This is a genomic window from Nonomuraea sp. NPDC049504 (assembly GCF_040676845.1).
GTDB classification, from domain to species: Bacteria; Actinomycetota; Actinomycetes; order Streptosporangiales; family Streptosporangiaceae; genus Nonomuraea; species Nonomuraea salmonea.
Map to the genome: position 1 here is coordinate 228,265 of NZ_JBFAPT010000011.1, position 14,243 is coordinate 242,507.

Sequence of the window (14,243 nt, forward strand, 5' to 3'; positions counted from 1 at the left end):
TCGACCCGCACATCGGGTAGTCGAGGTGGGGGTTGTGCGGCGAGAGCAGGTCGTGGCGGGCGATGTCGGCGAACAGCCGCTCACCGTAGCGGACGGCGTCGCCTCGGGCGTGGTACGCGTGCGCGGTCAGCGCGATCGACTCTGCGACGACCGTCCACGGGGCCGCCTCCATGTCCGCCATGCCGGGCACCCGCAGCTCGCGCGCCCGCTGCACGCCCAGTCTGAACGCGGCGAGCGCGCTGTCGGTCTCGCCCCTGGCCAGCGCGATCTCGGCCGAGCACAGCGCGAGCGTCGCCACCCCGCCCATGACCGGCTCGTTGTCGTTGATGCGCTCGATGACGGCCAGCTCGGCCTCCGCGCGCTCGAGGTCGCCGTCGGCGATGGCGGCCGACACCAGCACCGCCCGCAGCTGCGCCTCGTCGTCGGAGGCGCCGATGCGGTGCAGCACGGGCAGGGCGATCCTGGCGTGCTCGACGGCCCTGCGGCGGTCGCCGAGCTGCAGGAGCAGGTGGGCCTGCATGGCGTGCATGATCGCGCCGAGCCATTGGCCGTCGTCCTGCTTGAGCAGCGCCACGGTCTGCTCGGCGGCCTCGACCGCGCCCGCCACGTCGCCCGCGTTCTCCAGCAGGTGGGCGCGCTGGCGCATGGCCGCGAACGCGACGTGCTCGTCGTCGCTCGTGGACAGCTCGGCCAGCCGCTCCAGGATGGCGGGGGTGCCGAGCCCCTCGCCGGCGAGCGTCACCACGGTCAGCGCCGCCATGCGGGGGTCGGTCTCGGCGCCGGCGGGCAGCCGGCGCAGCAGGTCGAGCAGCCCGTAGCCGCGGTGCTCGGCGACGACCATGATGTTGGAGAGCGTGACCAGCGTCGCCGCCCTGGTGACCTCGACCAGGTCGGGCGGCGGGGTCCAGCCGCTGAGCGCCTCGCTGATGGCGTCGCCGTGCACGAGGATGCGCTCGTGGTCGCCGCGTACGGACCACATCGCGCCGAGGCCGGCCAGCAGCCGCACGGTCGTGGCCGGGTCGGGCTCGGCGAGCGCCTGCCTGAGCAGGTCGGCGAGGTTGCCCTCCTCGGCGCGCAGCGCGTCGGCCGCCGCGAACTCCTCGGGGCCGAACAGCCGGGTGGCGTGGCCGAGCGAGTAGGCCGCCGCCCACGCGAGCTGCGCCCGCCGGGCGGGCTCCTCCTCACCGGCCTCCTTCAGCTTCATCCTGCCGAACTCCCTGACCGTCTCCAGCATGCGGTAGCGCAGGCCGTGGGCGGTCTCGCGGACGCTCAGCATCGACTGCTCGGCCAGGGCGTCCACGGCGTGCAGGGCGTCGGGACCGAGGACGGCCTCGGTCGCGGCGAGGGTGAAGCCGTCGCCGAACAGCGACATCCAGCGCAGCGCCCGCCGCTCGGGCTCATCCAGCAGGTTCCAGGACCAGTCGATGACGGCGAGCAGCGTGCGGTGGCGGTCGGGGGCGGTCCTGTTGCCGCCGCGCAGCAGCGCGAACCGGTCGGCCAGCCGCCGCTCGATCTCCGCCACCGCCATCACCCGTACCTTGGCGGCGGCCAGCTCGATCGCCAGCGGCAGCCCGTCGAGGCGGGCGACCACCTGCTCGACCGTCGCGTCGTCGAGCAGGACGCCGGGGCGGGCGGCCGTGGCGCGCTGGCGGAACAGCTCGACCGCGTCCTGCCTCGGCAGCTCGCCCAGCAGGTAGACGCGCTCGGCGGGGATGGACAGCGGGGCGCGGGAGGTGATCAGCACCCGCAGGTCGCGGGTCGTCACGGTGAGGAACGCCACCAGGTCGGCGACGGCCTCGATCAGGTGCTCGCAGTTGTCGATGATCAGCAGCGCGGGCGTCTGGGAGAGCTGCTGGGCGATCCTGGCGCGTACGTCGGAGCGCTGCTCGGCGGTCAGGATGCGGCGGCCGCTGATCGAGTCGCGCACCCCGAGCGCCGAGCCGACCTCCCCCACCACGCCCTCGGGTGAGGAGACGCCGACCAGCTCGACGAAGTGGGCGACGGGCTGCGCGGCGTGCCTGCCGACGGCGTGGGCCAGCCGGGTCTTGCCCAGCCCGCCGGGGCCGACGATGGAGACCACCCGGTGGGCGTGCAGCAGGGCGTGCAGCGCGCGGATGTCGTCGTCGCGGCCGAGCAGGGTGGAGCCGTCGTACAGGATGCCCTGGCGCACCGGGCGGTCGGCGGCGAGCAGCTCGGCGTGCACGCGGGCCAGCTCGGGGCCCGGCCCGGTGCCGAGGCGGGCGGCCAGCTCGGCGCGGTGGCGCTCGTAGCGCTCGAGCGCGGCGGGCGCGCCGCGGACGGCGGACTCGCTGCGCAGCAGGCAGGCCAGCAGTTCCTCGTCCTGGGGGCGGCCGGCGGCGGCCTGCTCCAGCAGCGGCAGGGCCTGGTCGTGCGCGCCCGCCCGCGAGTGGGCGATCGCCGCCACCCGGCGGGCCTCGGCGGCGCAGGCGGCGGCGAGGTCGCGCAGCTCGGACAGCGCGCCCGCCACCCGGTCGGCGCCGTCGAGCGCGGACGTCATGGCCAGCGCCTCTTCCGCGTGCCGGACGGCGAGCGCCGTGTCACCGCCCGCCAGCGCGTCGCGGGCGTGCTCGGCCAGCGCTTCGAGCAGCAGGACGTCCACGTCTTGCGCGGGCAGCCCGAGCCGGTAGCCGCGCGGTGTGCGCTCCACGACGGCCGCGCTGGTCGCCGCCCTGGTGCGGGAGACGACGACCTGCAGCGCCTTCGTCGGGTTGGCCGGCGGCTCCTCCGGCCACAGCTCCGCCACCAGCCGCTCGTCGCCGACCCCCGCGCGGCCGCGCAGGGCGAGCAGGGCCAGCAGCGTGTGGGCGCGATCGCCGGACACGCGGGCACCCTGCCAGCGCAGGCCGTCCAGCAGAACCAGAGCGGGGGACATACCGACAGCTTAGGACGAGCGGCGCCCGCCCCGCTGATCGATGATCACCAGGTGGTCGTCTCCACGGTGACGGCGGGGACGAGGTTCTCGCGCAGCGCCTCCAGGAAGGTGACGATCTCGGCGGCGACCGAGCGGTGCTGGAGGTCGTTGAGCACGTCGTGGTGGGCGCCGCGGACGACGGCCAGGCGGGCCTTCGGGAGGGTCTTGGCCGCTCCGGTGATCGCGGCGAGGTCCGCCAGCGGGTCGGCGTCGCCGGTCAGCAGCAGGTGGGGGATGCCGGTGCTGTTCGCGTACGCCGCGTCGAGCAGGTCCTGCGGCAGGGCGGTGGCCAGCGCCCCGCGCCGTACCCGCTCGTCGCCGGTCAGGACGCCGCGATGGGTGGGGCAGGACGTGCGGACGTCCAGCTCGTCCTCCCACGAGGCGTCCTCCCGCGCATCGGTGGCGGGGAGGCCGGCGAGGACGACACCGTCCGGCCACCAGACGTCGTGCGGAGGGGCGGTGGCGAGCAGGGCGGACAGGGCGGCGGCGCCCAGGTCGGCGCCCACCAGCACCAGCGGGCGCGGCAGGCCGTCCTGCCGCTCGGCCGTGATGCCCTCGACTGCCTCGGTCAGCTGCGCGGCCAGGGCGGTCAGGGCGGCCAGGACGGTCAGGACGGAGGTCGTGGGCGGCGGGTCCACGACGCGGACGCGGTAGGCGTCGTAGGTGAGGCGGGCGCCCAGGCGGGCGTAGGTGGCGCGGGTCTCGCCGCGGCCGGGCACGACGATGACCGTGCCTCGGGTCCGCAGCCCTTCGGGGGCGTGGTGGTCGCCGGTGTGCGTCATGTGCGAGCTCCAGGTGGTCATGAGAGGTCGGCGGAGGCCAGGGCGCGTACCTGCTCGCGCAGGGCCCGGCGGGCGGCGGGGTCGGGGGGCCGCTCGTCCCTGATGGACGGCACGGACGTCACCAGCAGCCGGGTGTAGGGGTGGCGCGGCGCGAGGAAGATCTCCTCGGTGGTGCCGTGCTCCACCACCCGCCCGTGGTAGAGCACGACGACGCGGTCCGCGACGCCGCCGAGCGAGCCGAGGTCGTGCGTGATGAGCAGGACGCCGAGGTCGCGGGTCTCGCGCAGGCGCAGCAGGAGTTCGAGGATCGTGATGCGGGTCGAGGCGTCGAGCGCGCTGACCGGCTCGTCGCAGATCAGCAGCCGGGGGCCGACGGCGATCGCCCGCCCGATGGCGACCCGCTGCCGCTGGCCGCCCGACAGCTCGCCGGGATGCCTGGGCAGCAGGTCCGCCGGCAGGGAGACGAGCCGCGCGACGTCCTCGGCGGCCTCCCGCAGCTCGGCACGGCTCCGACCGCGGACGGCGAGGCCCTCGACGAGGGTGTCGAAGACGGTGCGGTCGGGGTCGAGGCTGCGCAGCGGGTCCTGGAAGACGTGCTGGACGGCGCCGCCACGCCGGAAGGCGCGCTGCGCGGCGCCGCGCAGCCCGCCGACCTCGCGCCCGCCGACCGCGACGGTGCCGGCGCTCGGCGGCACCAGGCCGAGCACGGCGCGGGCGAGCGTGGTCTTGCCCGAGCCGGTCTCGCCGATCAGCCCGACGATCTCGCCGGGCGCCACGGTGAGGTCGACGCCGTGCAGGATCTCCGTGCGTCCGCGCCCCCGGCCGAGCGCCACGCGCAGGCCGGAGACGTCGAGCAGCGCGCTCATCGGGGGCTCCTCTCCCGCACCCGGTCGATGCCGAAGCGCTCGTGGTCGTCGATCAGCTTCCGCGTGTACGGGTGGCGCGGCGACCGCAGCACCCGCCGGGTGGGCCCCGACTCGACCACGGCGCCGTCGCGGAACACGTGGACCGTCTCGCACGTCCGCGCGATGACCGCCAGGTCGTGCGAGACGACGACGAGCGTGAGCCCCCGGTCGCGGCGCAGCTCGGACAGCAGCTCCAGCACCTCGGCCTGCACGGTCACGTCGAGCGCGGTGGTGGCCTCGTCGGCGATCAGCAGCTCGGGGTCCGCGGTGATCGACATGGCGATCAGCACGCGCTGCAGCATCCCGCCCGACAGCTCGAACGGGTACTGCGTGGCGACGTGTCCCGGGCGGCGCAGCCCCATGGCCGCCAGCAGCTCGACGGCCCGCTCGCGCGCCGCCCCGCGGCCGAGCCCGGCCTTGACGCGCAGCACCTCGGCGAGCTGCCTGCCGACGGTGATCGACGGGTTGAGGTAGGAGGCGGGGTCCTGGAAGACGGCGGCGACGTGGGTGCCGCGCAGGCGGGCCCGCTCGGCGTCGCGCAGCGCGGTCAGCTCGGTGCCCGCGAGGCTGATCGCGCCGCCGGTGACCTTCACGCCGGCGGGCAGCAGGCCGAGGACGGCGCGGCAGGTCAGGGTCTTGCCGCTGCCGGACTCGCCGACCAGCCCGGCGGCCGAGCCGCGCGGCACGTCGAGGTCCACGCCGTGCACGACCTCGGAGCCGTCGGCGACGCTGACGCGCAGCCCGCGTACCGACAGCAGCGGCTCGTGCTCAGGACCTGCCGGCGCGGCGGGGCGGACGGCCGTCGCACAGTCAGGTGAGGCGGACACGGCGGGCTCCTCTCATGAGTGTCCTGGCCCTGCCGCGATCGCCGCTGGTGTCCCTGATCGCGTCGGCGAGCAGGTTGAGCGCGCCGACCGTGGCCATGATGAACAGCGAGGGGAACACGGGCCCGTACGGCCGCTGCGCCAGATAGCCGAGGTCGCTGGCGACGATGCCGCCCCAGGTGGGCTCCGGCGGGGCGACGCCGACGCCGAGGAAGGTCAGCGACGAGACGATGAGCAGGGCGCCTGCGGTGGCGTTCGCGGTGGTGACGACGAGCGTCGGCACGATCTTCGACCACACGTGCGTACGCAGCACCCGCCAGGTGGAGGCGCCGAAGAGCTGTGCGGCGGTGACGTACTGGGCGCCCGCGTGGCTGAGCGCGGCGGCCCTGGTGATGCGGTAGAACGACGGCGCGAGCAGGATGCCGACCGCGACCATCGCCTGGTGGACGGCGTTGCCGAGCAGCGCGGCGACCGCGATCGCGAAGATCAGGAAGGGCAGGGCGATGAGCCCGTCCATGATCCGCAGGGTGATCCACTCGTAGGCGCGGCCGAGGTAGACGGAGGTGATGCCGGGCACGACGCCGATGACCAGCCCGATGGCGACGGCCTCGAAGGCGGTGAACACCGACGCGGGCGCGCCGGCCAGTACCCGGCTCAGCACGTCGCGGCCCAGGTAGTCGGTGCCGAACCAGTGCGCCGCGCCGGGCGGCCGCAGGATGTCGGCGCTGTTCCTCAGCGCGTCGTACGGCGCGAGGAAGGGCCCGGTCACGGCGAGGACGAGCACCACGGCGAGCACGGCCGCCGCGACCTTGCCCGGGCGGGTGCGCAGGGCGTCGGTGATGGTCCTCATATCTCCCTCCGGGCGGCCGGTCGCAGCTTGACCAGCAGGACGTTGACGAGCGCCGACGAGACCAGCACGACCGCGATCGTCACGAGCAGGGCGCCCTGGACGACGGGCACGTCCCCGCCGAGCGCGGCGGTCTTGGTGAGCTCGCCGACGCCGGGCAGCGCGAACACGGTCTCGACGATGACGGCTCCGCCGATGAGCCTCGGCACGTGCATGCCGAGCACGGCGACCGCGGGCCCGGCGCCGTTGCGCAGCGCGTGGACGAGGACGACCCGCCAGCCGGGCAGGCCGCGCACCCGCGCGCCGACGACGTAGTTCTCGTGCAGGGTGTCGGCCATGCCGGTGCGCAGCTGGCGGGCGACGTCGGCGGCGGCGTCCAGGCTGAGCGCCACGCAGGGCAGCACCAGGAAGGTCGCCCAGGTGGCCAGGCCGGCGGACGGCGGCGCCCAGCCGCCGGCCGGCAGCACCGGCACGAGCAGCGCGAACACCGTGATGAGCGCGACCGCGGCGACGAACCCGGGCACGGTCGCGAGCACGGAGGTGACGACGGTGACCGTGCGGTCGAGCAGGCCGCCCTGCCGGACGGCGGCGAGCACCCCGGACACGCCGCCGAGCACGGCGGCGATGAGCAGCGCCCCGGCGGCCACGGACAGGCTGACCGGCAGCCGCTCGGCGATGCTCTGCGCGACCGGGATCCTGGTGAACCAGGAGGCGCCGAGGTCTCCGTGCAGGGCGTCCCACAGCCACAGGGCGTAGCGCGCCAGGAGTGGCCGGTCGAGCCCGAAGACCTCGCGCATCCGCGCCACGTCGGCGGGGGTGGCGGAGTCGCCGAGCACGACCGAGGCGGGGTCCTGCTCGGTGAGCCCGCCGAGCAGGAACGTGATGAACGTCGACACGAGCAGGACGGGCACCGCGATGAGCAGCGCCCTGCCCAGGGCGGCGAAGGGCCTGGCGAGGGCGGCCGGCGAGAGGGCGCGGTCGCGCAGGTCGATGGTGGTCACGTGACGACCCGGACGCCTTCGAAGCGCTGGATGTCCACCCAGTTGCGCAGGCCCTGCACCTTGGGGCTGTGCGCGGCGAAGCGCGTGACCGTGAACAGGAAAACGTTCGGCATGCCGGTCACCGCGATCTTCGTGGCCTTCTGGATGGCCGCCGGGTAGGCGGGGTCGGTCAGCGCGTACCCGCCGGCCTCGGCGACGGCGGCGGGCAGCTCCTCGGGGGTGGTCTTGCCGAGGTTCATCAGGCCCTCGGGCCCGAACAGCACCTGCAGCGCCTGCACGGGCGACTGGCGGGCGTTGAACTGGTCGAGCACGAACGGGTATCTGCGGGTGATGTAGTTGTTGACGCCGGGCGTCTGCACGGTGAGCGTCGTACGGATGCCGGCGGCGTTGAGCTGCTGCTGGATCAGCTCGCCCACGGGGTCGTCGGCCTTGCTCAGCGCGAGCTGGACGTCCACGCCGTCCGGGTAGCCGGCCTCGGCCAGCAGCCGCTTGGCCATGGCCACGTCGTGCGGGTACAGGTTGTCCAGGTCGGCGTTGTAGGCGACGTAGCCCCGGGGGAACGGCTGCCAGGCCGGCGTGCCGTACCCGAAGTTGGCCGTCTTCACCAGCGCCTGCCGGTCGATCGCGGTGCTGATCGCCTCGACGACCTTGGGGTTGTCGAACGGTTTGACGGTGTTGTTCACGTCGAGGACGCGGACGGGCAGCACGTCGGTCGTCTCGACCGGGAAGCCCGCGGCCTTGACGCCGGCGACCTGGGAGGCGGTGATATCCGCTATGTCGTACTGCCCCGATTGCAGGCCCGCGACGGCGACGGACGGGTCGGGGGCCGGTTTGAGGACGAGGTTCTCGATGTGGATCTGGCCGGCGTTCCAGAAGGCGGGGTTCTTCACGAGCGTCGCCTGCGAGCCGGGCACGTAGGTCTTGAGCATGAACGGGCCCGCGCCGACCGGCTGGGTGGCCAGCTCGGCGGCGTCCTTCGCGGCGGCGGGGCTGACGATCTGGCCGGTCTTGCCCGACAGCAGCAGCGGGATCTGGTAGTCCACCTGGGTGAGGTGCAGGGTCACGTCGGTGTCGCTGTCGGCGGTGATGCGCTCGACGGTGACCAGCTGCGGCGCGATCGTCGAGTCCTTGGCGGTCTTGCCGCGTTCCAGGCTCGCCTTGACGGCGGCGGCGTCGAGCTTGGTGCCGTCGGAGAAGGTCAGTCCAGGGCGCAGGTGGAAAGTGACCGAGCGGCCGTCCTTCGCGTACGTCCACGACTCGGCGAGCCCCGGCCGTGCCTCGCCCTTCTCGTCCACCTCGGTGACGCCCTCGTAGACGAGGGTCAGGGCGTGGACGTCGTTGCCGACGGCCGAGGTGACCGGGTCCCAGGTGGACGGCAGTGACCATCCCCAGGTCAGGGTGCTGCCGGCGGCCTGGCGTACGGACGCCTGGGAGGCGCAGCCGGTGAGCGGCAGCGCCACCACCGCGACGAGACCGACGGCCCTGCAGACAGCCCTGCCGACAGCCCTGCCGACGGCTGTGACGGGCATGCGCACGCCGCTCACCCTCGCCCTGCGGGGGTGAGCGCCTGCTCGCGGGCCTCGGCGCCGGCCCGCAGCAGCGGCACCAGCTCCTCGCCCCAGTCGCGCACGTCCTGCAGCGGGTCGAAGCCGCGGATCAGGAACGTGCGGACGCCGAGGTCGTAGTACTTCAGCAGGGCGTCGGCGACCTGCTGCGGCGTGCCGACCAGGGCGGTGGAGTTGCCGCCGCCGTCGGTGAGCTGGGTGACGCCGAACCACAGGCGCTCGTCGTGCACGAGTTTCTCGTCGGCCTCGTCCTTGAGCCGCTTGGCGCCGACCGCGGTGTTCTCGCCGCGCCCGATGCGCCAGGTGCCGCCGTTGATCCCGCCGGCCAGATTGCCTTCGAACGCGCGGCGGATCGCGCCGGCCTTCTCCCAGGCGGCGTCCTCGGTGCCGGCGACGATCGGGCGTACGGACAGGGAGAAGCCGATCTCGCGGCCGTGCCGTGCGGCCTCGCCGCGGATGAGGTCGATGCGCTCGCGGGTCTGCGCCAGGGGCTCGCCCCACAGGGCGTAGACGTCGGCCCAGCGGCCGCCCACGCGGATGGCGTCCTCGGACTGGCCGCCGAAGAAGATCGGCACCTCGCCGTGCGGCTTGACCGAGCTGAACGCGCCCTCGAAGCGGTAGAACTCGCCCTCGTGGTCGAACGGCTCGGCCGAGGTGAGCGTGCGCCGCAGGACCTCGATGAACTCGGCCGTACGCCGGTAGCGCGCCTCCTTGCCCGCGAAGTCGCCGTCGCGCCGCTGGTCGGTGTCGCTGCCACCGGTGATGTGGTGGATCGCGACACGGCCCGTGCCGGTGAGGTTGTCGAGGGTCGCGAGCTTGCGCGCGGTCAGGGTGGGCTGGATGAAGCCGGGCCGCTGGGCGATGAGCACGCCGAGGCGCTGGGTGTTGTAGAGCACGTGGGCGGCGGCGGCGAAGCCCTCGGGCGAGCCGGCGCTGTGGGCGATGAGCACGCGGTCGAACCCGGCCTGCTCGTGCGCGCGGGCGAAGTCGGCGAGGTAGCCGGGGTCGACGACCGGACCCCGCCAACCGGCGCTTTCCGAGCCGTAGGTGGTCGAGACCATCCCCAGGATCTGGATCGACAAGATGCCTGCCTTTCAACGTGTTCGGGTGCATATGGGCGTGCGAGGGCACGCCTGGAGGGGCGAGGGGGCGCTGCGCGACGGTGGGGGGCTCACCTCGCCGGCGACGTCGTGTCCCAGCCTGCGGCCTGGCGCTCCGGGGTGTCCAACGACGCTTTGTGATCGCTGTTCATCACGTCACGTGATAAATACCCTTACATCAGGTAGGGATAATAGGTATGCTGCTCGCATGAACCGTACGCTGGACATCGCTCCGTTGCGCAGCTTCGTCGCCGTCGCCGACGCCGGTGGCTTCCAGCGCGCCGCCGACGCCCTGCACCTCAGCCAGGGCGCGGTGAGCCAGCACGTCCGCCGCCTCGAGTCGGCCGTCGGCCGCCCGCTGGTCGAGCGGCGCGGCCGCGGCTCGCGGTTCACCGCCGACGGCGAGAAGCTGCTCGGCCTGGCGCGCGGCATCCTCGCGCTGCACGACGAAGGGCTGCGCAGCTTCGCCGGCGAGACCCGCGGCCCCATCGTCATCGGCTCGACCGAGCACGCCGCCGCCCAGCTGCTGCCGCACCTCGCGACCGCGCTCGACCAGGCCGAACCCCGCCACGGCGTCAAGTTCCGCATCGACCGCGGGACCAAGCTGCGCGAGAGCTTCGTGGCGGGACGCATCGACCTGGCCCTGCTCATCGGCCCCGCCGACGACCCGCACGCCACCCCGGTCGGCGACCTCGCCCTGACCTGGTACGCCGCCCCCGCATGGCAGCCGCCCAGGCGCGGCGAGCCGCTGCCCGTCGTCGCCTTCGACCACCCGTGCGCGCTGCGCGACCGCGCGCTGACGACGCTGGGGCACCACGCGATCCCCGTCGCCGTCGCCGCGGAGGCCAACCAGCTCGCCGGCGTGCAGGCCGCCGTCAGTGCCGGCGCCGGGGTGGCGCTGCTCGCGACGCTCGGGCAGACGCCCGACGGCCTCGTGCCCCGCGACGACCTGCCCCGGCCCAAGCCGCTGCCGCTGGCGTTGTGGACGCGCAAGGACGTCGCGCTTGCGGTGTCCGAACGCGTCGCGGACACGCTGCGCCGCCTCCTGACGACCCCCGTCCTGACCGAAGTGCCGCCCCTCGCCAAAGGAGCCTGATGCCCGGCCAGCCCCTCATCCGTACGCCCAGCGGGGTCCTCGTGCCCGCCGGCATCGACCCGTTCCACCGGACCCTGCACCACGTCGCCCCGAGCGGGCTGCTCGGCCGCACCGGGCAGACGTCCGGGATGACCCGGCTCGAGGCCGTCAGCGGCAAGACCGTCGGCTCGTCCGGCCTCTGGATGGGTGAGACGCACGTCGCCGCGTCCACCGCGTCGGGCAACCACCACCACGAGGCGTCCGAGACCGCCATCTACGTCGTGTCAGGGCATCCCGCGTTCGTCTTCCTCGACGTGGAGGGCGACGAGCCGGTGGAGCACCGCATCGAGACCAGCCCGGGCGACTACGTCTTCGTACCGCCGTTCGTGCCGCACCGCGAGGAGAACCCCGACCCCGGCGCCGAGGCCGTCGTCGTCATCGCGCGCACCACGCAGGAGGCGATCGTGGTGAACCTCGACGGGCTCGACTGGTCGGAAGTGGAGATCCGCTGAACCCCTCGATGACCGCGGAGGAGGTGCGGGCGCTGCTGCTGCGCCGCAGCGAGGTGGTCATCGCCGACGTACGCGAGGAGGCCGCCTTCGCCACCGGCCACCCGCTGTGGGCCGCCAGCTTCCCCCTCTCCCGCCTGGAGCTGGACGCCTGGCGGCGCATCCCCCGCCGCGACACCCCCATCGCCGTCTACGGCGACGGGGTCGCGCGGGCGATCGGCGTCCTGCGCGGGCTCGGCTACACCCGGGTGCACGAGCTGGCGGGCGGGCTCGACGCCTGGACCGCCTCAGGCGGCGAGATCTTCCAGGACGTGAACGCGCCGAGCAAGGCGTTCGGCGAGCTGGTCGCGTCGGTCGCGGGCACGCCGTCCCTGACCGCGCAGGACGTCAAGGCGCTCATCGACGCCGGGCTGCCCAACCCCGTGGCCGCGCTGCGCGACGGCACCATCGGCTGGACCCTCGCCGGGCAGCGACTCGACCGCGGCGCGACCCGTACGGCGCCGCTCAGTGTGACGCCGCCCCACCACGCGCTCGCCGCGTCCGGGGCGCGCGCCGTCGCCGAGCGGGCCGGGGTCACCTTCGTCCGCGCGCGCGACCTGCCCGATCTGCGCCGGCCTGATCGCACCACGTACATCTTCGACGTCCGCACGGCCGCCGAGTACGCGCGCGGGCACCTCGACGGCGCCCGGCACGCGCCCGGTGGGCAGCTCGTCCAGGAGACCGACCACCACGCGCCGGTGCGCGGCGCCCGCATCGTGGTCGTGGACGACGACGGGGTACGCGCGGCGATGACCGGCTCGTGGCTGGCGCAGATGGGCTGGGAGGTCTACGCCGTCAGCCCCGCCGAGCTCCTCACCCGGCCGGGCGCCGAACCCTCGCTCCACCCCGCACCGCCGCCGGTGGACACTGTCGACGCGGCGACCCTGCGCGCCTGGCTGGCCGACGGCTCGGCCACGGTCATCGACGTCGGCCCCAGCCGCGACTACGCCGCCGGCCACATACCCGGCGCCTGGTACGCCGCCCGCGCCCTGCTGCCCGCCGCGCTCGCCACGATCGGCGCCGCACGCCGGTACGTCCTCACCTCACCGACCGGCCTCCTGGCCCGCTTCGCCACCGCCGACCTGCGCCACCGCGCCCCGGCCTTCGCCCTGGAAGGCGGCACCGCGGCCTGGCGCTTCCCCCTGGAAACGGCCGAGGCCCGGTACGCGGTCCCGCCGGCCGACCGGTACCGGCGCCCGTACGAGGGCACGGACAACCCACGGGAGGCCATGGAGGCGTACCTGGAGTGGGAGTTCGGCCTGGTCGAGCAGCTCGAACGCGACGGCACCCACCACTTCCAGGTCCTCGGTCACGTGCCGGCTTTGTCCCGCTATAACCTACCATTTGGCTAGGCAATACTGCGGGAGAGAGGAAGCGCCGTGCCGCTGCCCACGCGACCCCTGCGCAAGCTGGGTTTCCTGACCATCGGCCTGTTCGACGGGGACGACCCCCGCCCAGGACACGAGTCGACCCTGCGGATCATCGAGCTGGGCGAACAGCTCGGCTTCGACAGCGCATGGGTACGCCACCGCCACCTCCAATACGGCATCTCCTCCCCCGTCGCCGTCCTCGCCGCCGCCACCCAGCGCACCACCCGCATCGAGCTGGGCACCGCGGTCATCCCGCTCGGCTGGGAGAACCCGCTGCGGCTGGCCGAGGACCTCGCCACCGTCGACATCCTGTCCGGCGGCCGGCTCAACCCAGGCGTCAGCGTCGGCCCGCCCATGCACTACGACCGGGTCAAGGACGCGCTCCACCCCGGCACCGCCGACCTGGAGGACTTCAGCTACGAGCGGGTACGGCGGCTGCTCGGCTTCGTCCGCGGCGAGGCGGCCACCTCCTTCAGCGGCACCGAGGGCTTCGAGGTGTTCTCCGACCGGGTGCAGCCGCACTCGCCGGGCCTGGGCAGCCGCATGTGGTACGGCGGAGCCAGCCTGCGCTCGGCCCGGTGGGCGGGCGAGCACGGCATGAACTTCCTGACCAGCAGCGTCGTCAAGGCCGAGGAGTCGGAGGACTTCGCGCAGATCCAGCTCTCGCACGTACGGGAGTTCCGCGCCCGGCACCCCCTCGGCGACCAGGCCCGCGTCTCCCAGGGCCTCGTCGTCATCCCCACGGACTCGGCCAGTCCGCAGCAGCGGGCCAGATACGCCGAGTACGCCGCCAAGCGCCTGCCCCGCACCGCCACGCCCCGGGGGCCGGCCCGCATGCTGTTCGCCCCCGACCTGGTCGGCACCGCCGCCGAGATCGCCGAACGGCTGTACGCGCACGCCGCCTTCCAGGAGATCGACGAGGTGGCGTTCGCGCTGCCGTTCACCTTCGAACACGAGGACTACGTCCAGATCCTCACCGACATCGCCACCAAACTGGGGCCCGAACTGGGCTGGCACCCGGCCTCCCGGTAGAGGCCGAGGATCGCGAGCCTGGCCTCCCGGTACGAGCGCGCGGCGCAGGCGGGTCACCGTCGCGAACGGGACGTGACCAGGCCGCGCCCGGCCAGGCGACGGGCGAACGCGCCGGTGCCGCAGCCGACGTCCAGGGCCTGCTTCGCACCTTCTGGGATTCCCCGAATGAGCAGCTCGTGATAGTGCTCGTTGTGATCGAAACCCATGCCCGGACTGTACTCGCGGAACTTCCTCGATCGTTTCGCGGTCGAACAGAACGGGA

General features: G+C 74.0%; 12 protein-coding genes and 1 pseudogene. 4 read left to right on the top strand and 9 right to left on the bottom strand.

The window, feature by feature from the left end:
• Nucleotides 1-1,423 precede the first annotated feature (1,423 nt).
• The 8 genes and pseudogenes from AB0K28_RS22635 to AB0K28_RS22670 all read right to left on the bottom strand — a co-directional run.
• A pseudogene (locus AB0K28_RS22635) lies at nucleotides 1,424-2,893 on the bottom strand (BTAD domain-containing putative transcriptional regulator); the annotation flags it as partial.
• Between the two features lie 44 nt (nucleotides 2,894-2,937).
• Nucleotides 2,938-3,714 (bottom strand): alpha/beta hydrolase, encoded by a 777-nt coding sequence (locus AB0K28_RS22640; protein WP_364373145.1) that lies wholly within the window; start codon nucleotides 3,712-3,714, stop codon nucleotides 2,938-2,940.
• Between the two features lie 17 nt (nucleotides 3,715-3,731).
• Nucleotides 3,732-4,580 carry an ATP-binding cassette domain-containing protein gene (locus AB0K28_RS22645; RefSeq protein WP_364373148.1) on the bottom strand — a complete coding sequence of 283 codons (849 nt, stop codon included), beginning with the start codon at nucleotides 4,578-4,580 and terminating at the stop codon, nucleotides 3,732-3,734.
• The gene (locus AB0K28_RS22650) at nucleotides 4,577-5,446 is read right to left on the bottom strand and encodes an ABC transporter ATP-binding protein (protein ID WP_364373151.1); all 870 of its coding nucleotides are present in this window, start codon (nucleotides 5,444-5,446) and stop codon (nucleotides 4,577-4,579) included. The genes AB0K28_RS22645 and AB0K28_RS22650 overlap by 4 nt, the downstream gene beginning before the upstream one ends.
• On the bottom strand, nucleotides 5,430-6,293 hold the full coding sequence (locus AB0K28_RS22655; RefSeq protein WP_364373154.1) for an ABC transporter permease: 864 nt from the start codon (nucleotides 6,291-6,293) through the stop codon (nucleotides 5,430-5,432). Before AB0K28_RS22655 ends, AB0K28_RS22650 begins: the two co-directional genes overlap by 17 nt.
• Complete coding sequence (locus AB0K28_RS22660; RefSeq protein WP_364373157.1) at nucleotides 6,290-7,291, bottom strand: ABC transporter permease; 1,002 nt, start codon at nucleotides 7,289-7,291, stop codon at nucleotides 6,290-6,292. The genes AB0K28_RS22655 and AB0K28_RS22660 overlap by 4 nt, the downstream gene beginning before the upstream one ends.
• Nucleotides 7,288-8,820 (bottom strand): ABC transporter substrate-binding protein, encoded by a 1,533-nt coding sequence (locus AB0K28_RS22665; protein ID WP_364373160.1) that lies wholly within the window; start codon nucleotides 8,818-8,820, stop codon nucleotides 7,288-7,290. Before AB0K28_RS22665 ends, AB0K28_RS22660 begins: the two co-directional genes overlap by 4 nt.
• Nucleotides 8,821-8,831: 11 nt before the next feature.
• On the bottom strand, nucleotides 8,832-9,938 hold the full coding sequence (locus AB0K28_RS22670) for an LLM class flavin-dependent oxidoreductase (protein WP_364373163.1): 1,107 nt from the start codon (nucleotides 9,936-9,938) through the stop codon (nucleotides 8,832-8,834).
• A 226-nt stretch (nucleotides 9,939-10,164) separates the two neighbouring features.
• Between AB0K28_RS22670 and AB0K28_RS22675 the strand changes: the two genes are divergently transcribed.
• From AB0K28_RS22675 to AB0K28_RS22690, 4 genes are read left to right on the top strand one after another with little or no spacing between them, the layout of a single operon-like run.
• Complete coding sequence (locus AB0K28_RS22675) at nucleotides 10,165-11,052, top strand: LysR family transcriptional regulator (RefSeq protein ID WP_364373166.1); 888 nt, start codon at nucleotides 10,165-10,167, stop codon at nucleotides 11,050-11,052.
• Nucleotides 11,052-11,543, top strand: a complete 492-nt coding sequence (locus AB0K28_RS22680) for a cupin domain-containing protein (RefSeq protein WP_364373169.1) — start codon at nucleotides 11,052-11,054, stop codon at nucleotides 11,541-11,543. Before AB0K28_RS22675 ends, AB0K28_RS22680 begins: the two co-directional genes overlap by 1 nt.
• Before the next feature lie 8 nt (nucleotides 11,544-11,551).
• Complete coding sequence (locus AB0K28_RS22685) at nucleotides 11,552-12,931, top strand: rhodanese-like domain-containing protein (RefSeq protein WP_364373172.1); 1,380 nt, start codon at nucleotides 11,552-11,554, stop codon at nucleotides 12,929-12,931.
• Nucleotides 12,932-12,958: 27 nt separating this feature from the next.
• Nucleotides 12,959-13,981 (top strand): LLM class flavin-dependent oxidoreductase, encoded by a 1,023-nt coding sequence (locus AB0K28_RS22690; protein WP_364373175.1) that lies wholly within the window; start codon nucleotides 12,959-12,961, stop codon nucleotides 13,979-13,981.
• A 53-nt stretch (nucleotides 13,982-14,034) separates the two neighbouring features.
• On the opposite strand, the gene AB0K28_RS22695 is transcribed toward AB0K28_RS22690, so the two are convergent.
• The gene (locus AB0K28_RS22695; protein ID WP_364373178.1) at nucleotides 14,035-14,187 is read right to left on the bottom strand and encodes a class I SAM-dependent methyltransferase; all 153 of its coding nucleotides are present in this window, start codon (nucleotides 14,185-14,187) and stop codon (nucleotides 14,035-14,037) included.
• Nucleotides 14,188-14,243: the final 56 nt, after the last annotated feature.

Coding starts and splice junctions, on each gene's coding strand:
- AB0K28_RS22640 (WP_364373145.1), bottom strand. CDS start 3,714: ATGACGCACACCGGCGACCACCACGCCCCCGAAGGGCTGCGGACCCGA.
- AB0K28_RS22645 (WP_364373148.1), bottom strand. CDS start 4,580: ATGAGCGCGCTGCTCGACGTCTCCGGCCTGCGCGTGGCGCTCGGCCGG.
- AB0K28_RS22655 (WP_364373154.1), bottom strand. CDS start 6,293: ATGAGGACCATCACCGACGCCCTGCGCACCCGCCCGGGCAAGGTCGCG.
- AB0K28_RS22665 (WP_364373160.1), bottom strand. CDS start 8,820: ATGCCCGTCACAGCCGTCGGCAGGGCTGTCGGCAGGGCTGTCTGCAGG.
- AB0K28_RS22675 (WP_364373166.1), top strand. CDS start 10,165: ATGAACCGTACGCTGGACATCGCTCCGTTGCGCAGCTTCGTCGCCGTC.
- AB0K28_RS22680 (WP_364373169.1), top strand. CDS start 11,052: ATGCCCGGCCAGCCCCTCATCCGTACGCCCAGCGGGGTCCTCGTGCCC.
- AB0K28_RS22685 (WP_364373172.1), top strand. CDS start 11,552: ATGACCGCGGAGGAGGTGCGGGCGCTGCTGCTGCGCCGCAGCGAGGTG.
- AB0K28_RS22695 (WP_364373178.1), bottom strand. CDS start 14,187: ATGGGTTTCGATCACAACGAGCACTATCACGAGCTGCTCATTCGGGGA.